The sequence below is a fragment of the Parerythrobacter lacustris genome, assembly GCF_024626475.1.
Lineage (GTDB): Bacteria > Pseudomonadota > Alphaproteobacteria > Sphingomonadales > Sphingomonadaceae > Parerythrobacter_A > Parerythrobacter_A lacustris.
In genome coordinates this window covers 77,378-95,528 of record NZ_JANKHH010000003.1, presented here as the reverse complement: position 1 = coordinate 95,528, position 18,151 = coordinate 77,378, and the positions used below count along the sequence as shown (strand labels likewise).

The 18,151-nt window shown below is 66.1% G+C and carries 18 protein-coding genes; 4 read left to right on the top strand and 14 right to left on the bottom strand.

Going from position 1 to position 18,151, the window contains the following annotated elements:
- Positions 1–13: 13 nt before the first annotated feature.
- Together NSO95_RS03845 and NSO95_RS03840 are read right to left on the bottom strand one after the other, a co-directional pair.
- On the bottom strand, positions 14–1,162 hold the full coding sequence (locus tag NSO95_RS03845) for a CaiB/BaiF CoA transferase family protein (protein WP_257594837.1): 1,149 nt from the start codon (positions 1,160–1,162) through the stop codon (positions 14–16).
- Positions 1,162–1,923, bottom strand: coding sequence for a crotonase/enoyl-CoA hydratase family protein (locus NSO95_RS03840; RefSeq protein WP_257594836.1), 762 nt, complete (start codon positions 1,921–1,923; stop codon positions 1,162–1,164). Before NSO95_RS03840 ends, NSO95_RS03845 begins: the two co-directional genes overlap by 1 nt.
- A 99-nt stretch (positions 1,924–2,022) precedes the next feature.
- On the opposite strand from NSO95_RS03840, the gene NSO95_RS03835 reads away from it, so the two are divergent.
- The 3 genes from NSO95_RS03835 to NSO95_RS03825 are packed head-to-tail and all read left to right on the top strand — an operon-like array spanning position 2,023 to position 6,042.
- Entirely contained in the window at positions 2,023–3,291 is a 1,269-nt protein-coding gene (locus NSO95_RS03835; RefSeq protein ID WP_257594835.1) for an acetyl-CoA C-acetyltransferase, read from the top strand.
- A gap of 10 nt (positions 3,292–3,301) precedes the next feature.
- Positions 3,302–4,537, top strand: coding sequence for a serine hydrolase domain-containing protein (locus NSO95_RS03830; protein WP_257594834.1), 1,236 nt, complete (start codon positions 3,302–3,304; stop codon positions 4,535–4,537).
- Positions 4,538–4,539: 2 nt separating this feature from the next.
- Positions 4,540–6,042, top strand: coding sequence for an acetyl-CoA acetyltransferase (locus NSO95_RS03825; protein ID WP_257594833.1), 1,503 nt, complete (start codon positions 4,540–4,542; stop codon positions 6,040–6,042).
- Between the two features lie 4 nt (positions 6,043–6,046).
- Here NSO95_RS03825 and NSO95_RS03820 read toward each other — a convergent pair whose 3' ends face one another.
- The 10 genes from NSO95_RS03820 to ccoN are packed head-to-tail and all read right to left on the bottom strand — an operon-like array spanning position 6,047 to position 15,277.
- Positions 6,047–7,360, bottom strand: coding sequence for a radical SAM protein (locus NSO95_RS03820; RefSeq protein ID WP_257595356.1), 1,314 nt, complete (start codon positions 7,358–7,360; stop codon positions 6,047–6,049).
- Positions 7,361–7,392: 32 nt separating this feature from the next.
- Positions 7,393–7,602 (bottom strand): hypothetical protein, encoded by a 210-nt coding sequence (locus NSO95_RS03815; protein WP_257594831.1) that lies wholly within the window; start codon positions 7,600–7,602, stop codon positions 7,393–7,395.
- Positions 7,599–7,745, bottom strand: a complete 147-nt coding sequence (ccoS, locus tag NSO95_RS03810; protein WP_257594830.1) for a cbb3-type cytochrome oxidase assembly protein CcoS — start codon at positions 7,743–7,745, stop codon at positions 7,599–7,601. Before ccoS ends, NSO95_RS03815 begins: the two co-directional genes overlap by 4 nt.
- Entirely contained in the window at positions 7,742–9,865 is a 2,124-nt protein-coding gene (locus tag NSO95_RS03805; RefSeq protein ID WP_257594829.1) for a heavy metal translocating P-type ATPase, read from the bottom strand. Before NSO95_RS03805 ends, ccoS begins: the two co-directional genes overlap by 4 nt.
- A complete protein-coding gene (locus NSO95_RS03800; protein ID WP_257594828.1) occupies positions 9,862–10,308 on the bottom strand; it encodes a FixH family protein in 447 nt (148 codons plus the stop codon). Before NSO95_RS03800 ends, NSO95_RS03805 begins: the two co-directional genes overlap by 4 nt.
- A 2-nt stretch (positions 10,309–10,310) precedes the next feature.
- Positions 10,311–11,762: a cytochrome c oxidase accessory protein CcoG gene (ccoG, locus tag NSO95_RS03795; RefSeq protein WP_257594827.1), complete on the bottom strand. Its 1,452-nt coding sequence runs from the start codon at positions 11,760–11,762 to the stop codon at positions 10,311–10,313.
- Positions 11,749–12,687, bottom strand: coding sequence for a cytochrome-c oxidase, cbb3-type subunit III (gene ccoP / locus NSO95_RS03790; protein WP_257594826.1), 939 nt, complete (start codon positions 12,685–12,687; stop codon positions 11,749–11,751). Before ccoP ends, ccoG begins: the two co-directional genes overlap by 14 nt.
- Positions 12,677–12,841, bottom strand: a complete 165-nt coding sequence (locus NSO95_RS03785) for a cbb3-type cytochrome c oxidase subunit 3 (RefSeq protein ID WP_257594825.1) — start codon at positions 12,839–12,841, stop codon at positions 12,677–12,679. The genes ccoP and NSO95_RS03785 overlap by 11 nt, the downstream gene beginning before the upstream one ends.
- Entirely contained in the window at positions 12,838–13,599 is a 762-nt protein-coding gene (gene ccoO / locus NSO95_RS03780; RefSeq protein ID WP_257594824.1) for a cytochrome-c oxidase, cbb3-type subunit II, read from the bottom strand. The genes NSO95_RS03785 and ccoO overlap by 4 nt, the downstream gene beginning before the upstream one ends.
- A gap of 10 nt (positions 13,600–13,609) precedes the next feature.
- Entirely contained in the window at positions 13,610–15,277 is a 1,668-nt protein-coding gene (gene ccoN / locus NSO95_RS03775; protein ID WP_257594823.1) for a cytochrome-c oxidase, cbb3-type subunit I, read from the bottom strand.
- Positions 15,278–15,509: 232 nt separating this feature from the next.
- Here ccoN and NSO95_RS03770 point away from each other — a divergent pair, with 232 nt between their 5' ends.
- Positions 15,510–16,184: an OmpW/AlkL family protein gene (locus NSO95_RS03770; protein WP_257594822.1), complete on the top strand. Its 675-nt coding sequence runs from the start codon at positions 15,510–15,512 to the stop codon at positions 16,182–16,184.
- Here the strand turns inward: NSO95_RS03770 and NSO95_RS03765 are convergent.
- Together NSO95_RS03765 and NSO95_RS03760 are read right to left on the bottom strand one after the other, a co-directional pair.
- A complete protein-coding gene (locus NSO95_RS03765) occupies positions 16,181–16,906 on the bottom strand; it encodes a Crp/Fnr family transcriptional regulator (protein ID WP_257594821.1) in 726 nt (241 codons plus the stop codon). The two genes, NSO95_RS03770 and NSO95_RS03765, sit on opposite strands and share 4 nt — an antisense overlap.
- A gap of 50 nt (positions 16,907–16,956) precedes the next feature.
- A complete protein-coding gene (locus NSO95_RS03760) occupies positions 16,957–18,141 on the bottom strand; it encodes a M14 family metallopeptidase (RefSeq protein WP_257594820.1) in 1,185 nt (394 codons plus the stop codon).
- Positions 18,142–18,151 lie beyond the last annotated feature (10 nt).

Below are 18,151 nucleotides of genomic sequence, written 5' to 3'. Positions count from 1 at the left end.
GTCTGTCGTCCTGTCAGGCTACCGTCCCTGCATCGCGCAGGGCGGCGGCTTCGGTGGCGTCGATCCCCAGCGAGGCGAGGATCGCATCGGTGTCGTCGCCCGGCATCGGGGCGGGTTGCGGAGTGGAGGTTGTGGTGGCGGAATAGCGCGGCGCGGGGGCCGGCTGGGTGTCGCCGCCGACTTCGACGAAGGTCTGCCGCGCGACATTGTGCGGATGCGCGGCGGCCTCGCTCATCGTCAGCACCGGGGCGTAGCAGACGTCGGTATGCTCCATGATCGCGTTCCACTCATCGCGGGTCTTGCTCCTGAACAGCGCGGTGAGCTTGTCCTTCATTGCGCCCCACTGGCGGCGGTCGTGCTGGGCGTCGAACTGCGCATCGTCCTGCAGCCCCGTCAGTCGCCGCAGCTCGGCGTAGAACTGCGGTTCGATGCTGCCGATGCTGACGAACTTGCCGTCGGCGGTCTCGTAAGTATCGTAGAAATGCGCGCCGGTATCGAGCATGTTGGCGCCGAGGTCTTCCGACCACACGCCCATGTTCTTCATCCCGTGGAGCATGGCCATCAGCACCGCGGTGCCGTCGGTCATGGCGCAGTCAATCACCTGGCCGGCTCCGCCGCGCGCGACGTTGAGCAGGGCCGATGCCATGCCGAAGGCGAGCATCATCCCGCCGCCGCCGAAGTCCCCGATCAGATTGATCGGCGGGGTCGGCTTGCCGCCTGCGCGCCCGAAATGCGCCAGCGCGCCGCCGAGCGCGATGTAATTGATGTCGTGCCCGGCCCAGGGCGCATAGGGGCCGGTCTGGCCCCATCCGGTCATCCGGCCATAGACCAGCTTGGGATTGTCCTTGAGCAATTCCTCCGGCCCCAACCCCAGCCGTTCCATCACCCCGGGGCGGAAGCCCTCGATGATCCCGTCGGCACTGGCGCACAGCTTGCGCGCGAGCGCCACGCCCTCGGCGCTCTTCAGGTCGAGTGCGATCGACTTGCGCCCGCGCGCCAGCACGTCCTTGCTCGTCACCGGCTGCGAGCCGCCGCGGCTGCCGCTCGCGCGGTCGATGCGGATCACCTCCGCCCCGTGGTCCGCCAGCATCATGCCGCAGAACGGACCCGGTCCGATCCCGGCGAATTCGACGATGCGCAGCCCGGAGAGCGGGCCGCTCATTACTTGCCCTTCCAGTTCGGCGCGCGCTTTTCGGCGAAGGCGAGCGAGCCTTCGCGCGCGTCCTCGCTCATGAACACCTGCGGCATCAGCGCGCCCTGTTTCTGCCAGCGCTCTTCGTACGACCAGCCGGGCGACTCGACGATTACCTGCTTCGACACCCGCACCGCGACCGGCCCGTTGGCCGTGACCTTGCCCGCCAGTTCGAGCGCGGCATCGAGCGCAGGCCCATCGGTCACGCGGTTGACGAGGCCGAGATCGTAGGCGCGCTGCGCGTCGATGAAGTCGCCGGTCAGCGCCAGTTCCATCGCGATCTTGGGCGCGATCATCTGCGGCAGCTTGACCAGCCCGCCGGCGGCTGCAGCGAGCCCGCGCTTGGCTTCGGGAATACCGAACTTCGCGCCCGAATTGGCGACCACCAGATCGCAACTGATCATCAGCTCGAACCCGCCCGCCAGCGCGTACCCTTCGACCGCAGCGATCAGCGGCTTGACCGGGCCTTTCTCGGTAATCCCGCCGAAACCGCGCCCATCGATGCTCGGCCGTTCGCCGCGCAGGAAGCCCTTGAGGTCCATGCCCGAGCAGAAGGTCCCGCCCGCGCCGGTCAGGATCGCGACCCGCAGATCGTCCTCGGCATCGAGCCGGTCCATCGCCGCCGCGATCCCCTCGGCCGCAGCCTGGTTCATCGCGTTCTTCGCCTCGGGCCGGTTGATCGTGACGATCAGGATCCCGTCGCGCACTTCGGTGAGGACTTCCTCGGACATCGCTCCACTCCCATTTCTGATTGAAACTTTCCTTGCGGCGTTGCTGGCCAAGCTTTACGGAAACGTCAACCGCTAACCCGAATGTGAGAGGAAATTGCCTTGGCCGAAGCCTATATCATCGACGCAGCCCGCACCCCGCGCGGCATCGGCAAGCAGGGCAAGGGTGCGCTTGCCGCGCAGCATCCGCAGCATCTCGCCGCAACCGTGCTCAAGGCGATCAAGGACCGCAACAATCTCGACACCACCACGGTCGACGACGTGATCTGGTCCGTCTCGACCCAGGACGGTTTGCAGGCGGGCGACATGGGCCGGATGGCCTCGCTCGACGCAGGTTACGATGTCACCAGCAGCGGCATGACGCTCGACCGGTTTTGCGGTGGCGGCATCACCTCGGTCAACCTCGCCGCAGCGCAGGTGATGAGCGGGATGGCCGATTGCGTGGTCGCCGGCGGGACCGAGATGATGAGCCTGACCGCCGCGCAGACGCAGGAGAAGATGCGCGCCGGGCTCAAGCCGCCGATGATGGGCAGCTACAACGAACGCCTCCAGAAGGTCCATCCGCAGAGCCACCAGGGCATCTGCGGCGATGCGATCGCCAGCATGGAAGGCTTCACCCGCGAGGAACTCGACGAGGTCGGCTACCGCAGCCAGCAGCGCGCCGCCGCCGCGATGGCGGAGGGGCGGTTCGACAAGTCGGTGGTGCCGGTGGTCGACGATGAAGGCACCGTGCTGCTCGACAAGGACGAGTACCCCCGCCCGCAAACCACGCGTGAGGGGCTGGCCGAGCTCGAGCCCGCCTTCACCAAGATCGCCGATGTTCCGCTCGACGCGAACGGAACCACCTTCCGCAAGCTGGTCAACCAGAAGTATCCCGACCTGGAAATCCGGAACTTCCACCATGCGGGCAACAGCTCGGGCGTGGTCGACGGCGCGGCGGCGGTGCTGGTGACCAGCGCGGACTATGGCCGTAAGCACGGGCTCAAACCCCGCGCCCGCATCGTCGCGACGGCCAATATGGGCGACGATCCCACGCTGATGCTCAACGCCCCGGTCCCGGCGGCGAAGAAGGTGCTCGAAAAGGCCGGCCTGACCAAGGACGATATCGACCTTTGGGAGATCAACGAGGCCTTCGCCGTGGTCGCTGCCAAATTCGTGCGCGATCTCGATCTCGACTGGGACAAGGTCAACGTCAACGGCGGCTCGATCGCGCTCGGCCATCCGATCGGCGCGACCGGTTCGATCCTGATCGGCACGGTGGTCGACGAGCTCGAACGGCAAGGCAAGAAGCGCGGGCTGGTGACGATGTGCGCGGCGGGCGGGATGGCCCCGGCGATCATCGTCGAGCGCGTCGACGACTACCTCGACTGAGCGCGCTGGCATGTTCGACCTTCACGACCCGGCATCGCTGGGCTTCGACGCCGACCGGCTGTCCCGGATCGCGCCCTTCCTGACCGAGGCCTATGTCGGCCCAGGCAAGCTGCCGATGGTGCAGCTGCTGGTCGCGCGCGACGGCAAGCCGGTGCATCACGTCAATCTAGGCACCATGGGCGAAGGGCGCGAGGGCTTGCGCGAGGATGCGCTGTTCCGCATCGCCAGCATGACCAAGCCGGTCACCTCGATCGCCTTCATGCAGCTGGTCGAGCAGTGCAAGGTCGCGCTCGAAGACCCGGTGACCAAGGTCTTCCCCGAATTCGCCGATCTCACCATCTATGCCGGCGGCGGGGGATCGATTCCCTTCATGCCGGGTCGCAAGGCCGCACCGATGCGCTTCGTCGACCTGCTGACGCATATGTCGGGCTTCACCTACGGGCTGCAGAACCGCAACAACATCGACGCGCTTTACCGCGAGCACAATTTCGATTTCGCGCGGCGGCATCTCGATTCGGACGAGTTTGTCGATCGCCTCTCGAAGCTCCCGCTGGAATTCGATCCCGGCACGCGGTGGAACTACTCGGTTTCGACCGATGTTCTGGGGATCGCGGTGGAGCGGATTTCGGGCCAGCGGCTGGGCGACTATTTCGCGCAGCATATCTTCGCGCCGCTGGGCATGGTGGACACCGCCTTCGGCACCACCGAGGACAACCATGCGCGGCTGGTCGATGCCTATCAATACCAGCCCGGAGCGGCGGCGAAATTGCTCGATGCCGGGCCGACCAGCGGGCTGATCAAGCCCGGGCGTTTCGACAGCGGCGGCGGCGGGCTGGTCGGCACGCTGGCGGATTACCACCGCTTCGCCGCCATGCTGGTGGGGCGCGGTGCGTCAGGCGGCGTGCGGATCGTCTCGCCCAAGACGCTCGACCTGATGACCGCCAACCACCTGCCGGGCGGCGCGGACCTTACCCAGCTGTCGCAGAGCATGTTCTCCGAGAGCCAGAATGCCGGCGTCGGCTTCGGGCTCGGCTTCGCCTGCGTGATCGACCCGGCCAAGACGCTGATGCCCGCTAGCAAGGGCGAGTTCTACTGGGGCGGTGCCTATTCGACCGCCTTCTTCGTCGATCCGCTCGAAGGGATCACGATGGTGTTCATGACCCAGGTCTATCCGTCGAGCGCCTATCCGATCCGGCGGCAGCTGAAGACGTTGATCTACTCTGCGCTGAGCGAGAGCCGGGCCTGAGCGTGACGACCGACCCCGCGAAAACCCCGGTGATCGTCGGCGTCGGGCAGGTCAACGACCGCCCCGCAACGCCGGACCAGGGGCTCGATCCGGTCGGGCTGATGGCCGAGGCGCTGCGCCGGGCGGATACCGATGCAGGGGGCGGCTGGCTAGCGGATTGCGACAGCCTCTCGGTAGTCGGGCAGATCGCCTGGCCGCAGCTCAACCCGGTCATCGGGAAGCTTGCGGAAGCGCTCGGCATCGCGCCGCAGCACACCGTCGAAACCCCGCCGCATGGCGACAGCCCGACCCGGCTGATGAGCGAGGCGGCCAACCGCATCGCGCGCGGCGAGGCAGCGATCTGCGCTATCGTCGGCGGCGAGGCGCTGCGCACCGCGGGCCAGCTCAAGGCAGCGCAGGCCGCTGCGGAAGCACCCAAGCCCGATGCGCTGCGCGATGCGACCCACCGGGTACGCACGGGTTATGCGCAAAGCTACGGCCTCGTCGTCCCGACCGATGTCTATCCGCTCTACGAGAACGCGGGCCGCGCTGCTTACGGCCAGACGCTTGCGGAGGGTCAGGCGGAGAGCGGAGCGATCTGGTCGCGCTTCTCCGAGGTTGCAGCCCAGAACGAGGCGGCGTGGATCCGCAAGCCGGTAAGCGCGGCGGAGGTCGTGACACCGAACGATTCCAATCGCCCGATCGCCTTCCCCTACACCAAGCTGCAAGTTGCCAACGCCAGCGTGAACCAGGGTGCGGGCTTCATCGTCACCAGCCTCGCCGAGGCGCAGCGGCGCGGGGTGCCGGACGAACGGATCGTCTTCATCGGCCACGGCGCAGCGGCGGAGGAAGACAGGAACTTCCTCCGGCGCGACCGCTACGACCGGTCGCCCAGCCTCGAAGTGACCATCACCGAAGCTATGACGGCCAACAGCGTGGCCGCAGACGATCTCGACTTCGTCGAGCTCTATTCGTGCTTCCCCTGCGTCCCCAAGATGGCGCGGCGCGTGCTCGGCTGGCCGGTCGAGAAGCCCGCCAGCGTGTTCGGCGGGCTGACCTTCGGCGGCGGACCAATCGGCAATTACATGAGCCATGCGGTGGCGAGCATGGTCGAGGCGCTGCGGCGCGGCGGTGGGAAAGGTCTGCTGTTCGCCAACGGCGGCTATGCGACCCACAACCATGCGGTGCTGCTCTCATCGCAGCCGCTCGGCCTCGCCTTCCCGCAGGACTTCGACCGGCAAGCGATGGCCGATGCCGCGCGCGGGGAAGTGCCCGAGATTGCCGAAGACTACGCCGGCCCTGCCACCATCGAAAGCTACACCGTGCACTACGACCGCGACGGTTCGCCCCGCTCGGGCGTGATCGTGGCGCGGACGCCGGAAGGCGGGCGCACGCTGGCGGCGGTCCGGCCCGGCGATGGCGCGACGATTGCTTTCCTTACCGATGGGCAGCGCGAGCCGGTTGGCACCGCAGGGACGATCGTGCGCGGCGAGGAGAGCGAGTTGTCGCTCTGGGCCGGCTGCTGAGCGATCAGACAGCCGAACTGAAGCGGCGAGGCGACTGCTGACGATAGGGATCGAACAGCGCGGCAATGGTGCGCGAATAGGGCAATCCCTCGGGCAGGATCGACAGCCGCGCCCCGTCGAGCGACGCCAGCCCACGCGCGAGGAACTCCGGCAGCCCCGCAGGCAGGTGTGCCAGAACGCAGGGAGGCAGCAGGGCCGACCCGCGACATAGCAGATGCTCGATGATTTCTCCGCGCAGGCGGTCCTGCGGCGAGCGAACTATGCCGTGCGATGCGGCCAGCCGGCCCTCCCCCGCCAGCATGCGATAGCGCCCACTGTTCTTTTCGTTCTGGGCGAGCAGTTGCGGGAAGCTGCTGATCGCCGAACTGCCGAGCCCGATCAGCACCGGCGCACCGTCGTCGGTGAAGCCCTGAAAGTTGCGATGCAGTGTCCCGTCGATGGCTGCCCGCGCCAGCGGGTCACCGCCGGGCCGCGCGAAGTGGTCGAAGCCGACCGGGACATAGCCATGGGTGCACAGATAGGCATATCCCAGAGCGGCCATGGCAAAGCGTTCCTCCTGCCCGGGTAATGCACTGGCATCGATCACCTTCTGGCGCGGCACGAGATGCGGCACATGGGCATAGCCGAACAGCGCGATCCGGTCCGCACCCAGCACGCGGCTGCGGTGCAGGCTGTCGAGCAGGTCGTCGCCCGACTGGCCGGGCAGCCCGTACATCAGGTCGAAGTTGAGCGATGAAACGCCCGCCTGGCGCAGCCAGTCGACCGCGCGGACGATGCAATCCTCGCTCTGCTCGCGCCCGATCGCTTGCTGGCAATGACCGGCGAAGGTCTGCACCCCCATGCTCGCGCGCTCGATCCCGACCTTGCCGATCACCTCGCCCCAGTCGGCAGTCATGGTGCGCGGGTCGAGTTCGATCGACAGCACCGGCGAGGCAAGATGGAAATTGACCGTCAGGCTGTCGATCAGGCGGACGAAGTCGACCGGCGTGATGGCATTGGGGCTGCCGCCGCCGAAGGAAACGCGCCGCACACGGGTGTTGCGGGGCAGCAGCGAGGCGACCGTTTCGATCTCGCGGTGCAATGCCGCGAGATAGGAGTCGAGCCGCTGCCTGCGCCCCGCATGGCCCGTGTTGCACCCGCAGTAATAGCAGATCCTCTCGCAGAAAGGGATGTGGACATAGAGCGAGACATCGCCCGCTGCCCCTTCGAGCGCGATGCGATAGGCATCGGTTGGCAGCGCGCCGAACTCGGCTGCGGTCGGATAGCTGGTGTAGCGCGGCACCGGGGTCGCGAGCAGATCGGGATGATAGGGCCACATGCCCTGCGTAATGGGGGTGATGGCCGGCAGTGTCATTGCGCTGGATCAAACCGCTTGCGGCAACCGCCCGTATGGCAGCCCACTGCATGGCAGGGTTCCTTTTGACGGGGCTGGCGCTGCGGGATGTCGAATTCGATCGAGCCGCCGCCGCACAGCCCGGCGGAAATCGGCTTTTGGTCAACCGGGAGCGGCCCGATCGCTGCGGGGATCATCGCCGCCAGAGTGAACAGCGCATCCTTCATTGTTCCTCGTCCTCGATCAGGATGCGGTTGGCGGCTCCGTCGAGGTCCTCGAACTGGCCGTTGCGCATCGCCCAGAAGAACACCGCAAGCCCGAGCCCGCCCATGCCGAGCGCGATGGGGATGAGGAGAACAAGGCCGCTCATCGTGCCGCCCTTGCGAGCCGCAGCGAATTGGCGACCACCACCAGCGAGCTGGTCGACATGGCGATCGCGGCTATCATCGGCGTGACCAGTCCTGCCAGCGCCAGCGGTACAGCGCAGAGATTGTAGAGGATCGCGAAGGCGAAGTTCTGCCGCACGATGCGCATTGTTGCCCTGGCCACCTGTACCGCCAGCGCGACCGGCATCAGCGCTGCACCGACGAACACCGCATCGGCCGCCTGCTGGCTGGCGTCGCTCGCGGTTCCGGGAGCGATCGAGGCATGCGCGGCCGCCAGCGCAGGCCCGTCGTTGAGCCCGTCGCCCACCATCAACGGCTTGCGCCCCTCGGCCTTGGCCTGCTCGAGAATGTCCAGCTTCTCGGCCGGAGTAACACCGCCCTGCCCCGCGACACCCAGCCGGCGGGCAACCGCCTCGACAGTTTCGATGCGGTCACCCGAGATGATGCGGCTGTCGATTCCATCGCGGCGCAACGCCTCGATCACCGCGCCCGCATCGCGGCGCACCGGATCGGCGAAAGGGATCGTGATTGCCCGGTCGGCGATGCGAAACCGGGTAGCGAGTCCCTCGTCACCACCTTCGACGCGTTCGAAGGCTACATCTTTGCCGTCCCAGCAGCCGGAAAGGCCATGGCCGGCGACCTCGTGCACCTCGGAGATTTGCGAGGGAACGACGCCGGCCTCGCGCAAAGCCGTCGCAAGCCCGCGGCTGAGCGGGTGACGGCTGTGCTCGGCCAGACCCAGCGCGACGCTGCACTGGGTCTGGCCGAGCGCGCCGATCTCCGGCCGCGGTTCGCCCAGGGTCAGCGTCCCCGTCTTGTCGAACAGCGCGCAATCGACTTCGGCCAGCCGCTCGAGCGCGCTGCCGTCCTTCACCAGCAGGCCGTGCTTTAGCAGCGCATTGCTCGCCACGACTTGCGCTGCCGGCACCGCCAGCCCCATCGCGCAGGGGCAGGTGATGATCAGCACCGCGATGGCGATCACCAGCGATTGGTACCAGCCTGCCCCGGCAATCATCCACCCGGCAAACGCCAGCAAGGCCAGCGTATGTACCGCTGGAGCATAGAGCCGCGCGGCGCGGTCCGCGATCCGGACATAGCTGCTGCGCGATTGCCCTGCCTCGTCCATCAACCGGGCAATTTCGGCAATCGCGGTGTCGCCTTGCGTCGCGGTGATCCGCACCTTGAGCGCGGCTGTCAGGTTGATCGCCCCGGCGTGGACCGCATCACCGATGGTGACCGGTTCGGGCGCGCTCTCGCCCGTCAGCATGGCATTGTCGACCGCGCCCGATCCCTCGATAACCTCGCCGTCCGCTGCCAGCGCCTCGCCTGCCGCGACCAGCATCACCATCCCTGGGAACAGGTCTTCCGCCAGCATCCTCCGGGTGCCGCCATCGGTCTGGATCACGCTCGCACTTTTGCCCATCCGGCTCAGCAACGCTCCGATTCCCGCGCGGGTGCGGCTGCGCATCGCGGCATCGAGCGCGCGCCCTGCGAGCAGGAAGAACAGCAGCATCACCGCGCCGTCGAAATAGGCGTGCTCGCCGCCGGTCAGCGTTTCGTAGAGGCTGAGGCCGGTCGCCAGCAGGACGCCGATCGAGATCGGCACATCCATATTGGTCCGCCCGTAGCGCAGCGCCATCAGCGCCGAGGAAAAGAACGGGCGGCCCGAGTATGCGACCACCGGCAGGGCGATCAGCGCCGAAAGCCAATGAAACATCTCGCGGGTCACCCCGCCCGCGCCCGACCACACGCCAACCGATAACAGCATGATGTTCATCATGCCGAAGCCCGCCACCGCCAGCGCAGTCACCAGCTTGCGGCTTTCCCGGTCGTCCTCCCCCAACGGATTGGCTGCCGCAATCTGCGCTTCGAAACCAAGTTTCCCGATCGCGGACAGCAGCGCATCCTCGTCCAGCGCGGCATGGTGCCGCACTGCTACCCGCCTGGCGGAGAAATTGACCCGCGCGGCCTCGACCCCCTCGACCTCGCCCAGTCCGCGCTCGATCTTGGCGATGCACCCGGCGCAGCGCATGCCCGGCACGGTGAAGCGCGTGTCGACCAGATCGGGCGTCGCAACCTGCTCGATTGGGAAAGGAGCATTCATTCGAGCGGCTTCTCGATGCGCATTTCCCGGTCACCCGCCGTCATCACGATACGGGCAATCCAGCGTCCTTCGGGGAGGCGTTCGGTGCTTGCGAAAAGGCCTCCGCCCAAAGGCCTGAGGTCCCATTCGAGTGGCAGCTCCCGGCCCAGCGGATGGCGCAGTTCTGCGGTCACCTGGGCGCCTTCGGGCAGCCCGTCGGTCTGAACCTCCAGCCGTCCGCTGCCCGAGCGGACGACGTCGGCCCGCCATCCCAAGGTGTTGGCGCGCGCGGCTGCGGCGAGCCAGGTGTTGAAGTTCTGACTCGCGACATAGGAGTTCTCGACCACCACCCCGCCGAAGCTGCCCACCGCGAGCGAGGCCATCAACAGATTGACCGCCACCACGATGCCAAATCCTGTGACCATGATCGCGGCGAAATGCCAGCCGGTGAAGTTCCTTGTCATGCTCATTGCTCCGGTGCGTCGAACGTGGTTTCGCCGACGTCGCTTTCGCCCTTTTCGTCGAGCGCCGTCAGGCGGAAGGCGAGCTCGGTCGGGCGGGTTCCTTGGGGTGCCTGGACATAGGCGCGCAGGGTCAGGGTCTGGTCGGCCGGGACTTCGACCCGCTGCCGCGCTGCCGCGCTGTCCTTGCCCTGCGTCCCGGTCCACATGGTGGCACCGGGCAGGCGCTCCAGCGCGACGTCCATCGTGCGCGGGCGGTTCTCCATATTGCGCAGCTTGAGCGTATAGGAATTGCGTACCGATCCATCGCTCATCAGCATGAAGGGCGGGTTGCGATCGGGCGACACGGTGAGGTCGGTCCGGCTGCGGGTGCCGAGCGCAAACAGCAGGGCAAGCCCGATGCTGCTCCAGATCAGCAGATAGGCCAGCGTGCGCGGGCGCAGCAGCGCCTTCCACGCGGGACGCGGTGCCTCACCCGACTGCTCGCGCGCGCAATCCTCCAGTGTGGCATAGTCGATCAAGCCGCGCGGGCGGCCGATATCCTTCATCACCCTATCGCAGGCATCGATGCACAGCGCGCAGGTGATGCAGGAGATATCCGGCCCCTTGCGGATATCCCAGCCGGTCGGGCACACCGCCACGCATTGCTGGCAATCGATGCAGTCGCCGAAAGCGCCGGGGTTCTTCTCCGCCTTCTTGAGGCTGCCGCGCGGCTCGCCGCGCCAGTCCTTGTAGGTCACCAGGAGCGATTTCTCGTCCATCATCGCGGTCTGGATGCGCGGCCATGGGCACATGTAGATGCACACCTGCTCGCGCATGAAACCGCCGAGCGTGACGGTGGTGAGCGTCAGCACGGCGACTGTAATGTAGGCGGCCGGGGCGGCCTCGCCGCGCCAGAATTCGTACACCAGTGTTGGTGCATCGGCGAAATACATGATCCACGCGCCGCCGGTCCAGAAGCCGATGACGAGGTAGATCGCCCACTTGAAGGCGCGGCGCATAACCTTGCCCCAGGTCCAGGGCGCATTGTCCAGCCGGATGCGGGCATTGCGGTCCCCGTCGATCAAGCGGTCGACATGCTGGAACAGGTCGGTCCACACCGTCTGCGGGCAGGAATAGCCGCACCATGCCCGGCCGACCGCGCTGGTGACGAGGAACAACCCGATCCCCGCCATGATCAGCAGTCCCGCGACGAAATAGAATTCGTGCGGCCAGATCTCGATCCCGAACATGTAGAACCGCCGGTTGGCAAGATCGACCAGCACCGCCTGGTCCGGCGCATAGGGGCCGCGATCCCACCGGAGCCACGGCGTGCCGTAGTAGATCGCCAGCGTGACCAACATGACCAGCCACTTGAACCGGCGGAACGGCCCGTCGATCCGCTTGTTGTGGACCGTCCGGCTACTCTCGTAGAGGCCCGCTCCAGGAAGGTGGGGAATGTGGCTAGGGCTGTTCATCGCCGTCCACCGCCGGGGTCTGCTCACCCTTCGCTTCGACCGTCGCGAAGTCTTCGCCGCCCCCGAGCGAATGGACATAGGCTGCCAGCATTCTGATGGTCACCGGATCGAGCCGTTTGCCCCACGCCGGCATCATCCCCATGTGCGGATCGAGCACCTGGCGGATGATCTCTTCCCTCGTCCCGCCATAAAGCCAGATCGCGTCGGACAGGCGCGGCGCGCCTTGCACCCGGTCGCCCTGACCTTTCTCGCCATGGCACGCGACGCAGTTGTCGGCATATATCTGCGCGCCGACCGGACTGGATTTCGCCTTGCCGCTGAACGACAGCACATGGTCGGCCAGCGCGCTTAGCTGGCTCTGGTCGAAGACCCCGGCGAACGGCGGCATTGCGCTGATCCGCGTTTCGCCGTCGCCCGCATCGCGGATCCCGTGTTTGAGCGTGATTTCGATCGCGGCGAGATCGCCGCCCCACAGCCAGTCGTCGTCAGCAAGGTTGGGATAGCCGAGACCTTGGCTGCCCGCAGCTCCCGTCCCGTGGCACTGGATGCAGTTGACCTTGAACGCCGCCGCGCCGCCGGCCACCGCCTTGCTCATAAGCTCGGGGTCGGCCTGAAGGTCGGCGAGCGAGACGGTCGCAATCTGCCGGTTCAACTCGGCGCGCGCCTTTTCGGCATCGCCCATTTCCGCGGCGAGCTGGCCGCGGCTGGTCCAGCCGAGCGTGCCTTCCGTTCCTTTCGCGATCAGCGGCCAAGCCGGATAGAGCACGACGTAGACCAGCGCCCATGCGATGGTCAGGTAGAAGGTCCACAGCCACCAGCGCGGCATCGGGGTATCGAGTTCCTCGATCCCGTCCCACTCGTGACCGACGAAGCCGGTTCCGGTCGCTTCGTCGATGCGCTTTGTGTCGGGGCGCTCATTCGCCATCGTCTTGTCCTTCGAAAATGGAATTCGCCGCTTCGTCCGCGCGGGCGCGCGGGCCGGGTAGGAAGGGCCAGGCGCAGAGCACCACAAAAACCAGCATCATCGCCGCGAGGCCGTAGCTGTCGGCGAAATGCCGCAGGGTCTCGTAGACGCTCATCGGCCCTTCTCCGTCGCGAGTTCTTCCTGCGCCGCCGCGCTGTTCACATCGACCAGCGTGCCAAGCATCTGGAGATAGGCGACCAGCGCATCCATCTCCGTCACCCGTGCCGGATCGCCGTCGAAGTCGCGGATCTGCGCCTTGGGATAGCGCGCTGCGAGATCGCCCGGGTCGGCTTCGGGATCGGCCTGCGCTGCGAGGTCGGCGGGTGCCTTGGCGACGTCGTCCTTGGTGTAGGGCACGCCGATATTGCGCAGGGCGGCAAGGTTGGCCGAGGGGTCGGCGACGTTGAGCGGCGTGTCGGCAAGGAAGCCGTATTGCGGCATCACGCTTTCGGGCACCACGCTTTGCGGGTCGCGCAGGTGCTGGACGTGCCACGCGTCGGAATAGCGCCCACCGACCCGCGCGAGGTCCGGCCCGGTCCGCTTGGAGCCCCACTGGAACGGATGATCGTACATCGATTCCGCCGCCAGGCTGTAGTGGCCGTAGCGCTCGACCTCGTCGCGGAACGGGCGGATCATCTGGCTGTGGCAGGTGTAACAGCCCTCGCGAATGTAGATGTCGCGCCCCGCGAGTTCGAGCGGGCTGTAGGGCCGCATGCCGTCGACCTTCTCGATCGTGTTGTCGATCCAGAACAGCGGAGCGATTTCCACTATCCCGCCCACCGCGACGGTCAGGAAGGTCGCCGCCGCCAGCAGGGTGACGTTCTTCTCAAGCTTCTTGTGCCGCTCGAACGGTTGCTTGCCGGTATCGGTCATCGGTCGGTTCCTATTCGGCTGGGACGGCGTCGGCGGGGAGCGGACGGTCGGCATCGGGGTCGTAGGGGGTCTCGGTCATCGGCGCTTCGCTGCGCAGCCTGCCGGCCAGCGTCTGGGCCACGTTCCACAGCATCACCACGAAACCGGCGAGATAGAGCCCGCCGCCGAATGCGCGCAGCACATACATCGGGTGCAAAGCAGCGACGGTGTCGGCGAAGCTGTTCACCAGATAACCGTCGGCTCCGTACTCGCGCCACATCAGGCCCTGGGTGATCCCCGCCACCCACATGCTGGCGGCGTAGAAAACAATCCCCAGCGTCGCGAGCCAGAAGTGCCAGTTGATCATCCGCAGCGAATACATCCGTGTCCGTTTCCACAGCCGCGGGACGAGGTAGTAGATGCAAGCGAAGGTGATCATGCCGTTCCAGCCCAGCGCGCCGGAATGGACGTGGCCGATGGTCCAGTCGGTGTAATGGCTCAGGCTGTTGACCGCCTTGATGCTCATCATCGGGCCTTCGAAGGTGCTCATGCCATAGAAGGCCAGCGCCATCACCATCATCCGGATGATCGGGTCGGTGCGGATCTTGTCCCACGCACCGTTGAGCGTCATCAGCCCGTTGATCATCCCGCCCCAGCTGGGCATCCACAGCATGATCGAGAACACCATGCCCAGTGTCTGTGCCCAGTCGGGCAGCGCGGTGTAATGCAGGTGGTGCGGACCCGCCCAGATGTAGAGGAAGATCAGCGACCAGAAGTGGATGATGGAAAGGCGATAGGAGTAGACCGGCCGCTCGGCCTGCTTGGGCACGAAGTAATACATCATCGCGAGGAAGCCGGCGGTGAGGAAGAAGCCGACCGCGTTGTGGCCGTACCACCACTGGGTCAGCGCATCCTGCACCCCGGCGAACACACTGTAGCTGCGCGACCCGAGGAAACTGACCGGGATCGCCAGGTTGTTGACCACATGCAGCATCGCGACGGTGACGATGAAGGCGAGGAAGAACCAGTTGGCCACATAGATATGCGGCTCCTTCCGCTTGACGATCGTGCCGACGAACACCGCGAGATAGGCGAGCCAGACTGCGGTCAACCACAGGTCGACATACCACTCGGGTTCGGCATATTCCTTCGACTGGGTGACACCGAGGAGGTAGCCGCTCGCCGCCAGAACGATGAACATCTGGTAGCCCCAGAACACGAACCGGGCGAGGCCAGGAAAAGCGAGTTGCGTGCGGCATGTGCGCTGAACGATGTAGAAGCTGGTCGCGATCAGCGCATTGCCCCCGAAGGCAAAGATCACCGCGCTGGTGTGCAGCGGGCGCAACCGGCCGAAGTTGAGGTAGGGCTCGAAATTGAGCACCGGAAACGCCAGCTGCAAGGCAATGTAAAGTCCGGCGAGGAAGCCTGCCGTGCCCCAGAACAGCGTTGCGATGACGCCCCAGCGCACCGGCGCATCATCGTATTTCGATGGCCCCTCGGGCATACGGAAAAAGCCTTCCGCCTTGCCGGCCGGGTCGAACCGACTGGCCGACATCCACATCAGGCAGAAGGCCACGAATGCGACCAGCCCGGCGTGGAAAGCGAAGCCCGTGTCATGCGCCATCACCGCTGCGGCGAGCGCCAGCAGCATCACTCCGAACCACAGGCCTGCCCGGCCCATTGCAGCTTCAGCTTGCATCAGATTCTCCGTTTCTCCGACCGGCCCTTAGGGGCGGCAGGGCGAACGGACTTTGATCCAGCGCAAATTGCGGGCGGCTGTGAAACTTTCTTTTGTTAGCAACGACAAGCGAGGCCCGGAAGTTTGACCGGGATCAATGAACCGCCGGCTTCCGCGCGCCACTGGACGCCACGAGCGCTGCAACAATCCTCGACCGCACAGGGCGGTCACTGCAGCGCCGGGACAGTGAACAATGACCAAGACTATCGCCCTCGCAGCAACCCTGCTGTCGGGCTTCGCCCTTCCCGCAACTGCGATGGCCGCCGAATCGGACGGCCCGCTGCAGATCAAGCTGCTCGGCACCGCCGTGCTGCCCGACGGCAAGATCACCAGCCTCGACGTCAATGTCGCAGGCATTCCGGCGACCACGCAAACCGAAGCCAGCGAAAATGTCGTGCCCACGATCGCGATCGAGTATTTCTTCACCGACAATTTCTCGATCGAGACGATCTGCTGCGTGACCCAGCATGACGTTGACGCGACCGCCGGACTGGCTGGCGCAGAGCTGGTGTCGAACGCCAGGCTCATTCCGGCAACCTTTACCGCGAAGTATCACTTCGATGCAGGCGCCATCAAACCCTACGTCGGCGCAGGCGCGACCTATTTCCTGTGGATCAGCGACAAGCCGGGCGCGGCGACCATCCCGCTGGGGGTGACCGACACCGACCTGTCGGACGAGTTCGGTTTCGTGCTGCAAGCCGGCGTCGATATTCCGGTCAACGACAAGGGTCTGGGCGTCAGTTTCGATGCCAAGCGCTATTTCGTCGACACCACGGCGCGCTGGTATGCGGGCAATACGCTGGCGATCCAGACCGAGCACAAGCTCGACCCCTGGGTGCTCAGCGCGGGTCTATCGTATCGCTTCTAGACGGCGCGATCCTCGAGCGCGCCGCGATCCAGCAGGGTGACCTCGCGCCGCGAGGGAAGGTCGATCAGCCCTTCCTTCTTCATTCGGGTGAACTGGCGGCTGACCGTTTCGATGGTCAGCCCCAGCACATCGGCGATCTGCTGGCGCGCGAGCGGCAGGGTGAAGGTAATCGGCACGTCATCGCCGAGAAAGCTGCAATCGGCCGGGGCCATTCGGTCGGCGGTCTCGAGCAGGAAGCTGGCGAGCTTCTGTTCCGCGTTCATTCGGCCCAGCAGCAGCATCCAGCGGCGGGTGCGGTCGAGTTCCATCAGTGTTCGCTCGAGCAGCTTGTGCTCCAGCCGCGGATGCTCGCGCGCGAAGCGGTCGAAATCGCTGCGCTGGAACACGCAGACATGGGCATCGGTCAGCGCCTCGACCCCGTAAGGCGTGGTCTGCCCGAACGGTCGGCCGAGGAAATCCGACGGATATGCGAGACCAAGGATCTGTTCCTTGCCATCGCTCGTCTGGGTCGAGAGCTTCATCACCCCTTCGATGACATTGGCGACCAGCACCGCATCGTCGCCTTCCCACAGGATCTGCTCGCCTGCTTCCAGCTTGCGCCGCCTGCCGATCGCGTTGAGCAGGTCGATCTCGTCATTCGCGAGATCGGCGCAGATCGCGCGATTGCGGATCGCGCAGGCCTGGCAAAAGTTGCTGCTGCGTTCGGAAAGGGTTGCGTCCATCAACCGGCCCTTAGTGCGGCGAGGCGCTGTTGCCAATGCCGGGACGCAGGCTATTCGGGCGAAGAAGGCACCCTATCCGGTTCCGCAATCGCCGTTAGGAACCGCTCGGCGAGCACACTCGCTGCCCGCGCGATTGCCGAACGGTCGGTCTCGTCGCCAACCTCGTAGGTATAGGCCGGAATGCCATAGGTCACATTGAACCAGTTCTTCGACGTGCCCGAGCCAGGGTTGGCATTGCGCCGCTCGATGGTGAAGGGGTAGCCCTCGATCGCCTGCTCCTGCCCGCCGAGCCATTCGGCGAGGAAGCGTTCCTGCGCTCGATCGGTCTCCTTCTCGCCCTGGACGTAGAACAGGTTGCGCTCGGTCGAGTGAAAATCGACCATAGCAACGGGGCGGATGGTCGGCGGGAGCGCGGCAAGCCAATCGCCCACCGCGCGCGTTTCGGGCTGGGTGAACTCCCCCCAGTCGCGGTTGAGGTCCAGCCCTCCACGATTGGCGCGCCAGTGGCCGCGCGCGACCCCGTCGGGGTTGAGCAGCGGGATGGCGATCACCTGGGTGTCTCCCAGACTTCCGGCTTCGGAGGCGATCCGGCGGAGGAAAGCTTCCATCGCAACCGCACCGCTGACTTCGGGCGGATGCGCACGTCCGAGAAGGATCACCAGCCGCGGCGCATCGGGCCTACCGATACGCAGCGCTTCGATCGGGCGGCCATCGTGCGAGGCTCCCAAGCTCAATCGCTCGACACCCTCCTTTGCCGCCAGCTCGTCGAGCAAGCGGGCATGGCGCGTGCCGTCAAAGATTTCCTGGCTGCTGACGATCCCGTTGCCTGCCGGAAGCGTGATGGTGACCGATTTGCCGTCTTCCGCGACGGCGGCAGCAAGCGATCCGGCATCGCCCCGTCCGCGCCATTTGGGCGGATAGCGATGCTTCGCTTCGAGATAGCGGACATGGACCGTGAGGTCCGCCCCCGGCTGGGAAGCGTAACGGAACGCGTACCATGGGCTGGGATTGATCGGCGGCGCGTGCTCGGGCGCAACGAGGATCGAGAACTCGCGATCCCCCTCGATCACGCAGCGCGATTGTGAGGCCCCTTCGAAGTCGAACGCAATCTCTGCGCTGGCAGTCGTGCAAGCCGTCTCTGGCGACGGGGGCAAGGGGGCGGGCGTTTCCGCCCGCACTCCCGCCCCTGCCGCCAGCGCGACGGCTATCAGCCCATAGCGCGTCAGGTTCTTCATCCGCCCGCTA

Excerpts from the sequence above, each read along its gene's own strand:
- NSO95_RS03845 (WP_257594837.1), bottom strand. The coding sequence starts at position 1,162 with ATGAGCGGCCCGCTCTCCGGGCTGCGCATCGTCGAATTCGCCGGGATC.
- NSO95_RS03840 (WP_257594836.1), bottom strand. The coding sequence starts at position 1,923 with ATGTCCGAGGAAGTCCTCACCGAAGTGCGCGACGGGATCCTGATCGTC.
- NSO95_RS03830 (WP_257594834.1), top strand. The coding sequence starts at position 3,302 with ATGTTCGACCTTCACGACCCGGCATCGCTGGGCTTCGACGCCGACCGG.
- NSO95_RS03820 (WP_257595356.1), bottom strand. The coding sequence starts at position 7,360 with ATGTGGCCCTATCATCCCGATCTGCTCGCGACCCCGGTGCCGCGCTAC.
- NSO95_RS03815 (WP_257594831.1), bottom strand. The coding sequence starts at position 7,602 with ATGAAGGATGCGCTGTTCACTCTGGCGGCGATGATCCCCGCAGCGATC.
- ccoS (WP_257594830.1), bottom strand. The coding sequence starts at position 7,745 with ATGAGCGGCCTTGTTCTCCTCATCCCCATCGCGCTCGGCATGGGCGGG.
- NSO95_RS03805 (WP_257594829.1), bottom strand. The coding sequence starts at position 9,865 with ATGAATGCTCCTTTCCCAATCGAGCAGGTTGCGACGCCCGATCTGGTC.
- NSO95_RS03800 (WP_257594828.1), bottom strand. The coding sequence starts at position 10,308 with ATGACAAGGAACTTCACCGGCTGGCATTTCGCCGCGATCATGGTCACA.
- ccoG (WP_257594827.1), bottom strand. The coding sequence starts at position 11,762 with ATGAACAGCCCTAGCCACATTCCCCACCTTCCTGGAGCGGGCCTCTAC.
- ccoP (WP_257594826.1), bottom strand. The coding sequence starts at position 12,687 with ATGGCGAATGAGCGCCCCGACACAAAGCGCATCGACGAAGCGACCGGA.
- NSO95_RS03785 (WP_257594825.1), bottom strand. The coding sequence starts at position 12,841 with ATGAGCGTCTACGAGACCCTGCGGCATTTCGCCGACAGCTACGGCCTC.
- ccoO (WP_257594824.1), bottom strand. The coding sequence starts at position 13,599 with ATGACCGATACCGGCAAGCAACCGTTCGAGCGGCACAAGAAGCTTGAG.
- ccoN (WP_257594823.1), bottom strand. The coding sequence starts at position 15,277 with ATGCAAGCTGAAGCTGCAATGGGCCGGGCAGGCCTGTGGTTCGGAGTG.
- NSO95_RS03770 (WP_257594822.1), top strand. The coding sequence starts at position 15,510 with ATGACCAAGACTATCGCCCTCGCAGCAACCCTGCTGTCGGGCTTCGCC.
- NSO95_RS03765 (WP_257594821.1), bottom strand. The coding sequence starts at position 16,906 with ATGGACGCAACCCTTTCCGAACGCAGCAGCAACTTTTGCCAGGCCTGC.
- NSO95_RS03760 (WP_257594820.1), bottom strand. The coding sequence starts at position 18,141 with ATGAAGAACCTGACGCGCTATGGGCTGATAGCCGTCGCGCTGGCGGCA.